The following is an 8,181-nucleotide window of genomic DNA, read 5'->3' on the forward strand; positions in this document are numbered from 1 at the left end:
CCCCCGCTCCCGCGATCTTGCACTTGGGGCCCCGGCAGAAGCGGCGAACCGGACTGCTGGCGGACCGGAAGTGCAAGATCGCGGGGAAAGGGCGGGAGTGGAGGCGGGGGAGCGGGTCAGCGCGGGGTGAGGCGGTCGGTGCCCAGCTTGTCGCGGAGGACCTCCGGGACCACCACCGAGCCGTCGGGCTGCTGGTGCTGCTCCAGGATGGCCGGGAACAGGCGGCTGGTGGCGAGCGCCGAGCCGTTGAGCGTGTGCACGAAACGGGTCTGCTTCGCGCCCGGCTCGCGGTAGCGGATGGCCGCCCGGCGGGCCTGGTAGTCACCGGCCCAGGAGACCGACGACACCTCCTTGTACTTGCCGGTGCTCGGCATCCACACCTCGACGTCGAGCGTCTTCTTCATCGAGGCGCTCGCGTCACCGGCGGCGAGCAGGCTGGTCTGGAAGTGCAGACCGAGCTTGCCGACCAGGCCCTCGACGTGCCCGACCATCGCCTCCAGCGCCTCGCCCGCCTGCTCCGGCAGCGTGAACTGGAAGATCTCCACCTTGTTGAACTGGTGGCCGCGTACGGTGCCGCGCTCGTCGGAGTGCGAACCGGCCGCCTCGCGCCGATAGCACGGCGTGTACGCGAACGCCTTCAACGGCAGCTTCGGCGTCTCCAGGATCTCGTCCTGGTACGCGCCGAGGATCGCCGTCTCCGCGGTGGGCAGCAGGAACTGGCCGCGCGAGGACGACTGCTTGTCGATGTGGTAGACGTCGTCGTGGAACTTCGGGAACTGCCCGGCGGCGAAACCGGCGCTCTCCAGCAGCAGGTGCGGCGGGAGCAGGAACTCGTAGCCGGCCTGGATGTTCTGCTCGATCAGCCAGTTCACCAGCGCCCACTCCAGCCGGGCGCCGAGGCCGGTGTACATCCAGAAGCCCGAGCCGCCGAGCTTCACGCCCCGCTCGTGGTCGACCAGGCCGAGCGCACGGCTCAGCTCCACGTGGTCGCGTACCTTCTCGATGGCCGGCGCCTCGCCGAACGTGCGCACCACCCGGTTGGCCTCCTTGCCCCCGGCGACCACGTCGTCGGCGGGCAGGTTCGGCAGCTCGCTCATCGCCGAGCGGAGCCGGGACTGCACCTCGTCGAGCTGGGACTCCAGCTCCGCGAGCTGCTTGCGCTCGGCCTCCGGGGCGACCGGCTGCGGCGTGCCGCCGGACCGTTTCGCCTCCGCGTACGCGCGCGCCTCGGCCTTGCGGCGCTGCCGCTCGGCGTCGATCTCCGTGATCAGGGCGCGTCGCTCCTGGTCGAGCCGCTGGATGTCGTCCAGCGCCCGGGTGACCTCGGCGGGATCCAGACGCTTCGCCAGCGCGGTCGCCACCGCCTCGCGATCCTTCCGGATCAACTCCATGTCGAGCATGCTGCTCGTACGCCTCCGTCCAGGCAGTCAGGTGGGACCTCCAGATGCTACCGTCGCGTCCCCGCCGCCCCGGCCCGGCCCGCGCAGCCCGCCGCCGCAAGGCCCTTTCCGGTGACGGTGCGTGGTGGTTGAGCCGTCGACAGGGCGTGTTCACATTCCGTGATGGTGTTCCGATGCCCGTGCCAGCCCATTGCCGCTCACCGGTCCGCTGACCTGGTCAATCTCGCGGATCCACTCTCCGGCCGACATGCCCCTCCGGCGACTTTGCTCTGCAGCCACCGACGCAGCGTTCGACGGAGCGTCAGCGTTGCGTGGATGGCTGCAGAGCAAAGTGCGCGAGGGGTGAAGGGATGGGGGCGGCGGTGTGGTCACGCACGGTCACTGATTCCTGCCGCAGTGCGGTGCGGTGCGGGGCCGGGACCGGCGAGCGCGGGCCGGAGACCGGAGCGTCAGAGGCGTACCGGCATCAGGACCGAGAAGGCGTCCGCGTCGTCGGCCCGCCGCACGGCCAGCGGGGCGATCGGGCCGTCCAGCTCCAGCACGAGCTGGCCGTCGCCGGACCCCAGCGCGTCCAGCAGGTACTCACGGTTCACCGCCACCCGAAGCGCATCCGGGCCACCCGCACCAGCCGCGCCGTCGGCGCCACCCGCGCCACCCGCGCCGCCCGCGCCCGCCGCGCCACCCGCGCCGACCACTGCGTTCGGGTCGACCAGGCGCAGCTCGCCCCGGCCGTCCAGGCCGAGCGCCACCACCTCGTGCTCGACGCCCTCGTGCGCGCGGTGGCAGACCGGGACGCCGTCGGCGGTGAGCGCCGCGCGCAGCGCCGCGCCGTCGAACGGGATCCGGTACGCGGGCACGTCGCCGAGCTGCGCCCGCAGCAGCCGCCGGTAGTCAGGGAAGTCGTACGGCAGCGGTTCGGCGGTCACCGAGCGACCCGCCACCGTGACCGTCACCCGGTCGGCGGCGACGACCACCTCGGCGGTCTCCGCACCTTCGGCGTCCAGCAGCGCGCGGAGTTCGTCCACCGGTGCCACCGGCAGCAGCGCGCTCACCGGCGGGCCGTCGACGGTGCCGGCGACGCGGGCCACCGCCAGCCGGTGCCGGTCGGTGGCGACCAGCCGGACCCCGTCCGGCTCGACCTCCACCAGCACGCCGGACAGGACCGGCAGGTCGGGGTCGGCGCCGACGGCGAAGCGTACGGCGTCCACGGCGGCGGCGAGGTCGGTGCGGGACAGCACGAGGCGGGTGGTCACGATGGTCTCCTCCGGGTCGATCAGGCTGCGGATCCGGGAGAGTTCGCGACGGGCGTCGGCCAGGCCGTCCTCCAGGCGGCGCAGGTGCGCGTCCAGCAGCCGGTGCACCTCGGCCGGCCGGTGCCGGTGCCGCAGCGCCTCGGCGATGCCGGTCAGCGGCATCCCCACCCGGCGCAGCCCGGCCACCAGGCGGGCCGGGTCCACCTGCTCCTCGGTGTACCAGCGGTAGCCGGTGACCGGGTCCACCCGGGCCGGGGCCAGCACGCCGGAACGGTCGTAGAACCGCAGTGCGCTGACCGTCAACCCGCTGGCCCGGGCCAGTTCGCCGATGCTGCGAAGCTCGCTCTCCACGGCCGTCATCCTGTGACCTCAAGCGGGTCGAGGGTCAACCTCACGCCGGCAGGGTGCGGAACGTGATGCCGGCGCGTACCAGCCGCTCCAGCAGCGCGTCGCCCATCGCGGCGACAGGAGTGACCTGCCCGGCGGTCTCCGGCAGGTCGTCGAAGGCCAGGCAGAGCGCCGACTCGGCGAGCATCTTGGCCGTCTCGTCGTAACCCGGGTCGCCGCCGGCCACCTCGGTCACCACCCGCCGGCCGCCGCCGGTGCCCACGAACCGCACCCGGAACCACGACTTGGCCCGCTGCTCGGCGGTCGGGCCCTGCCCGGAGGCGAGCCGCCCGAGCAGCCAGCGCCGCGTCGGCGCCACCTTCACCAGCCCCACCACGCCGGCCAGCCCGACGCCCGCGACCAGCACCGTGGGCAGCCGCTTCATCGCCGCGAAGTGCCGGTAGCGGAAGTCCGGGCCGTACTCCGGGCGGGCGGCCGCGGACCGGCGGACCACCTGCGGGTCGATGGTGGGCAGCGGCACCGCCCACTGGCCGAACTCGCGTACCCGGCCGACCTTGCCCGGCACCGCGCGGACCCGGCGTCCGTCCGGGCCGGGCTCCATCGCCCGGCGGGCCCGCGCCGCGCGGCTCATCTCACCGGTACGGGAGAACGCGGTGAGCGCCGAGTGGTACGTCCCGGCGGAGAACCGGCCGCCGGCCCGGACGTACCCGTCCACGGCGATCGGCCCGTCGGCCGGCAGTTGCTTGACCGTGTACCAGACGCCCAGGTCGTGCGGGATCGAGTCGAAGCCGCAGGCGTGCACCAGGCGTGCCCCGGTGCGCACCGCCTCGGCGTGGTGCCGCACGTACATCCGGTCGACGAACTCCGGCTCACCGGTGATGTCGAGGTAGTCGGTGCCGGCCGCGGCGCAGGCGGCCACCAGCGGCTCGCCGTGGTGCACGTACGGGCCGACGGTCGTGGCCACCACCCGGGCGCACTCCGCCACCGCGCGCAGCGACGCCGGGTCGGTCACGTCGGCGGTGAGCAGTGGCAGGTCGGCCAGGGCCGGGTCGATGGCGGCCAGCCGGTCCCGCACCGCGGCCAGCTTGTCCGGGTTGCGCCCGGCGAGGGCCCAGCGCAGCCGGTCCGGCGCGTGCCGGGCCAGGTACTCGGCGGTCAGCCCGCCGGTGAAGCCGGTGGCACCGAACAGGACGAGGTCGTACGGACGGTCTGCGCGCATCCGCCGAGTGTGCCATCCACGGCGCTCACCTTCACGGTGTGAAGACCACCCGGACGCAGCCGTCGGCCCTGTCCCGGAACAACGCGTACCCCTCGGCGCCGCGCTCCAGCGGCATCCGGTGGGTGGCCAGATGCTCGGTGACCAGCTCGTCGCGGGCCATCCGCTCCAGCAGCGCCGGGATCGCGGCACTGCCCCGGCGCCGGGCGGCGCGGACCGCGAGCCCCTTGTCCGCGAGCGCGCCGAGCGGGAACCGGTCCACGAATCCGGGCCGGGCGTCGAGCACCACCACCACGCCGCCCTTGCGGCAGGCGTGCACCGCCTCGCGCAGCGCCGCCCCGCCGTCCGGCTCGGCCGCCGGCCACCGCACCGGCGCGGCCGGCACCCCGGAGGCGTCGACGCACACGTCCGGCCCTCGGCCGCCGCTGCGTTCGCGCAGCTCGGCGAGCACGTCCACGTACCTGTGGTTGAGCGCCTCCACGCCGTCGTGCCCGGTGACCATCCGCAGCCGGTCGTCCCGGTCGTCGACGACCACCACCCGGTCCGCGCCCCGGGCCACCGCCGCGTCGGCGGTGAGCTGGCCGACCGCGCCCGCACCCCACACCGCCACCACGTCGCCGGGGGCGACCTCGCCCAGCTCGGCGCCGTACCAGCCGGCCGGTGCGGCGTCGGCGGCGAACACCGCCCGTTCGTCGCTCACCGACTCCGGTACGGCGAACGCGCCCACGTCGGCGTACGGCACCCGCACGTACTCGGCGTGGCCACCGGCGAAGCCGCCCAGGCGGGCCGGCCGGCCGTAACCCCCGGCGGACGGCTGCCCCCACGCCGGCTCGGCGGTCACGCCGCTCGTGCCGTTGTCACAGCAGGCCGGCAGCCCCTGCCGACAGAACCAGCACGCCCCGCAGGCCACCGCCGCGCCGACCACCACCCGGTCGGCGACCCGGTGCCGGCGTACCTCCGGACCGACCTCGACCACGTCGCCGAGGAACTCACGTCCGAGCACCTCCCCGGCGGACGCCTCGGGCACCCGCCCGCCCAGCAGCGGCAGGTCCGCGCCGCACGTGGTGCTGCGCCGGACCCGGACGATCATGTCCTGGGCGTTGCGCAGCTCCGGGTCCGGGACGCGGCGCACCTCCAGGAGGCCGGCCCCGGCCCAGCACAGCGCCCTCACGTCGGCGTCCCCGGCCGGTCCAGCGGCGAACGGTCCGCCCGCAGCACCTCGCCGGTCTCCAGGAGCTGCTTGGTCTGCCGCAGCACCTGCCGCAGGAACCGGCCCGGGTCGTCGCCGACCAGGTGCGCGGCGAACCCCGGGATCGTGCACTCCCCGCCCAGCGGGCGGATCGCCAGTTCGGTGCCGCGCCCGCCGGGGGCCGGTCGGGCCCACACCTCGACCGCGCCGTCGAGGCGGCGCAGCGGCTCGGGCCACCGCCCCGCCGGGAGCACCTGTTCGGGCGCCACGGCGATCGTCGCCACCTGCCACCGGCCCGGCCGCGGATCCGTACCGGCCCGCCGCGCGCGGCGGCGGGCCAGCACCCGTGCGCCCGCCGGAGCCAGCACCCGTGCCCCCGCCAGCGCCAGCGCGCCGGCCGCCAGCCGTCTGCTCCGCGCCACCCGACCTCCCGCCGTTTTCCGGGCGGCCGGCGCTCCGGCCGGCCGCCCCGCGTGCCTACAGGGTGCGCGGCGCCCGGGTGAGCGGGGTTCGCCCGGAAGGGGTGAACCGGCGCGGTGCGGGTAACCGCTGCCCGCACCGACGGGGGGAGGGACGCATGCCGGAGGAGGCAGACCAGGTCGTCACCGCACGGAGCGGCACAAGCGACATCACCGGTACGCGCGATCTGCTCACCACCGGCCTCGATTCACCCGATGTCGCCGGTGGTGCGCTGCCGGGTGGCCCGCCGTTGCTGGCGTCCCGGTTGACGCCGCCCGTGCCGCCCGAGCCGGTCCTGCTGCGTCCCCGGCTGCTGGACCGGCTGGAACAGGGCGCGTCGGGCCCGTTGACGCTCGTCTGCGCGCCGGCCGGCTGGGGCAAGACGACGCTGCTGTCGACCTGGGCGCAGGGGGAGCGGGAGGGGCCGGCGCCGGCCTGGCTGACGGTGGCCGCGGGGGAGACCACCCGGCGGCTCTGGGGCTACCTCGCGGCGGCCCTGCGTACCGCCGCCGCCGACGCCCCGGACGACGGGCCGCCACCGGTGCCGGACGGACCGCCCCGGCCCGAGCAGCTCGAAACGCTCGCCGCCGCGCTCGCCGCACGGGAACGACACGTGCTGCTGGTCCTGGACGACCTGCACCGGGTCACCGATCCGGCCGCCCTGACCGGGTTGGAGTTCCTGCTCCGGCACACCGACGGCCGGCTTCGGCTGGTGGCCGGCGCGCGCAGCGAGCCACCGCTGGCGCTGCACCGCTGGCGGCTGGCCGGCGAGCTGACCGTGATCGGCGCCGACGACCTGGCGTTCACCGCCGACGAGGTGGCCGACCTGCTCGTCGCGCACGGCGTGTCGGTGCCCGCCCCGGCCGTGGCCCGGCTGGCCGAGCGCACCACCGGCTGGCCGGCGGGGCTGCGCTTCGCCGCGCTCGCGCTCGGGGACGGCGCCGACCCGGCGCGCGCCGTGGACCGGTTCGCCGGTGACCAGCCGGACGTCGCCGCGTACCTGCGGGACGAGGTGCTCGCCCCGCTGGAACCGGCGACCCGCGACGTCCTGCGCCGGGTGGCGGTGGCCGTCGCGGTCCACGCCGACCTGGCCGCCGCGCTGACCGGGCGGCCCGACGCCGGGCACCTGCTCGCCGAGGCGGCCCGGGAGGGCGGTTTCCTGCACCAGGACGGCGGCAGCCCGCAGTGGTACCGGCCGCACCCGCTGCTGGCCGACGTGCTGCGCGACGAAATGGACCGGCTGCCCGCCGACGAGGTGCGCGAGCTGCACCGGCGCGCCGCCGGCTGGTACGCCGGCCACGACCGTCCGGCCGAGGCGCTGCGGCACGCGCTTCTCGCCGGTGAGTGGGCCGACGCCACCGAGCTGCTCGTCACCCGCTGGCCCGAGCTGGCGCCGGACGAACCGGCCGCCGTACCGGCCCCACCCGAGCCGCCGGCCGAGGCGGTCCGCCGTGATCCGGAGCTGGCGCTGGCCGCGGCCGCCGAGCGGGCGTACGCCGGGGACCGGGCCGCCGCCGACGTGCAGCTGCGGCGCGCGCTGGCCGACGCCGCCGACCTGCCCGCGCCGCGCCGCGACCGGTTCGGCCGGCTGGCCGCCGCCGTGGAGCTGAGCCTCGCCCGGCTCGGCGGCGACCACGAGGAGGTACGCCGGGCGGCCGATCGCCTGCTGTCCACCATCGCGGGGGACGAGTCCCCGAGCGGCCCGGACGCCGGCGGTGCCGTGGCCGGTGAGGCCGGCGATCCGCGCGCCGGGACCGCCGAGCGGGACGACGTGCGCGCGGTGGCCGGCGCCGCGCACGGGCTGGCCGCGCTGGCCGAGGGGGAGCTGCCCACCGCGCGGGACCGGTTCGCCACCGCCCGGGAGGCGGCACGGCGGGCGGGGCGGCCGCGTACCGAGCTGCTCTGCGTCAGCCGCTCGGCCCTGCTGGAGGCGGCCCGGGGCGCGCTGCGGGCCGCCGAGGAGCTGGCCCGGGAGGCGCTGGCGATGCCGCCCTGCCAGGGCTGGTCGTCCCGGTCCGACTGCGGCTACGCGTACCTGGCGCTGGCGCTCGTGGACTGGCAGCGGGACCGGCCGGCGGAGGCCACGGCCCACCTGGCGCTCGCCGGGCCGGCCGGCGCTGAGCCGGGCGGTGCCGCGCTCACCGCGCTGTGCCGGGCCGGGCTGCTGGCCGACGGCGGCGACCCGGGCGGCGCGCTGCGCACGCTCGCCGAGGCGCGGACCGTCGCGCCCGGCCCGGAGCTGGGCGAGTGGCTCGCCGCCGACGAGGCACAGGTACGCGCCGTCGTCGGCGGCGAGCCACTCGCCCAGCTCCGGGC

At 76.6% G+C, this 8,181-nt stretch carries 6 protein-coding genes; 1 reads left to right on the forward strand and 5 read right to left on the reverse strand.

Annotated elements, in window-relative coordinates; all coding sequences use genetic code 11:
- Positions 1-116: 116 nt before the first annotated feature.
- The 5 genes from serS to EAD96_RS11605 form a co-directional block, all read right to left on the reverse strand.
- Complete coding sequence (gene serS, locus EAD96_RS11585) at positions 117-1,400, reverse strand: serine--tRNA ligase (protein ID WP_120568601.1); 1,284 nt, start codon at positions 1,398-1,400, stop codon at positions 117-119.
- 449 nt (positions 1,401-1,849) lie between these two features.
- Positions 1,850-3,013 (reverse strand): MerR family transcriptional regulator, encoded by a 1,164-nt coding sequence (locus tag EAD96_RS11590; RefSeq protein ID WP_121684262.1) that lies wholly within the window; start codon positions 3,011-3,013, stop codon positions 1,850-1,852.
- 31 nt (positions 3,014-3,044) lie between these two features.
- Complete coding sequence (locus EAD96_RS11595; RefSeq protein ID WP_121684263.1) at positions 3,045-4,220, reverse strand: trans-acting enoyl reductase family protein; 1,176 nt, start codon at positions 4,218-4,220, stop codon at positions 3,045-3,047.
- 31 nt (positions 4,221-4,251) lie between these two features.
- The gene (locus tag EAD96_RS11600; protein ID WP_121684264.1) at positions 4,252-5,388 is read right to left on the reverse strand and encodes an alcohol dehydrogenase catalytic domain-containing protein; all 1,137 of its coding nucleotides are present in this window, start codon (positions 5,386-5,388) and stop codon (positions 4,252-4,254) included.
- Complete coding sequence (locus EAD96_RS11605; RefSeq protein WP_121684265.1) at positions 5,385-5,828, reverse strand: hypothetical protein; 444 nt, start codon at positions 5,826-5,828, stop codon at positions 5,385-5,387. Before EAD96_RS11605 ends, EAD96_RS11600 begins: the two co-directional genes overlap by 4 nt.
- Positions 5,829-5,983: 155 nt before the next feature.
- Between EAD96_RS11605 and EAD96_RS11610 the strand changes: the two genes are divergently transcribed.
- On the forward strand, positions 5,984-8,181 hold a 2,198-nt coding region (locus EAD96_RS11610; protein ID WP_121684266.1), incomplete at its 3' end, for an AAA family ATPase.

Origin of the sequence: Micromonospora sp. BL1, assembly GCF_003667485.1 — a bacterium.
Classification (GTDB): Bacteria; Actinomycetota; Actinomycetes; order Mycobacteriales; family Micromonosporaceae; genus Micromonospora; species Micromonospora tulbaghiae.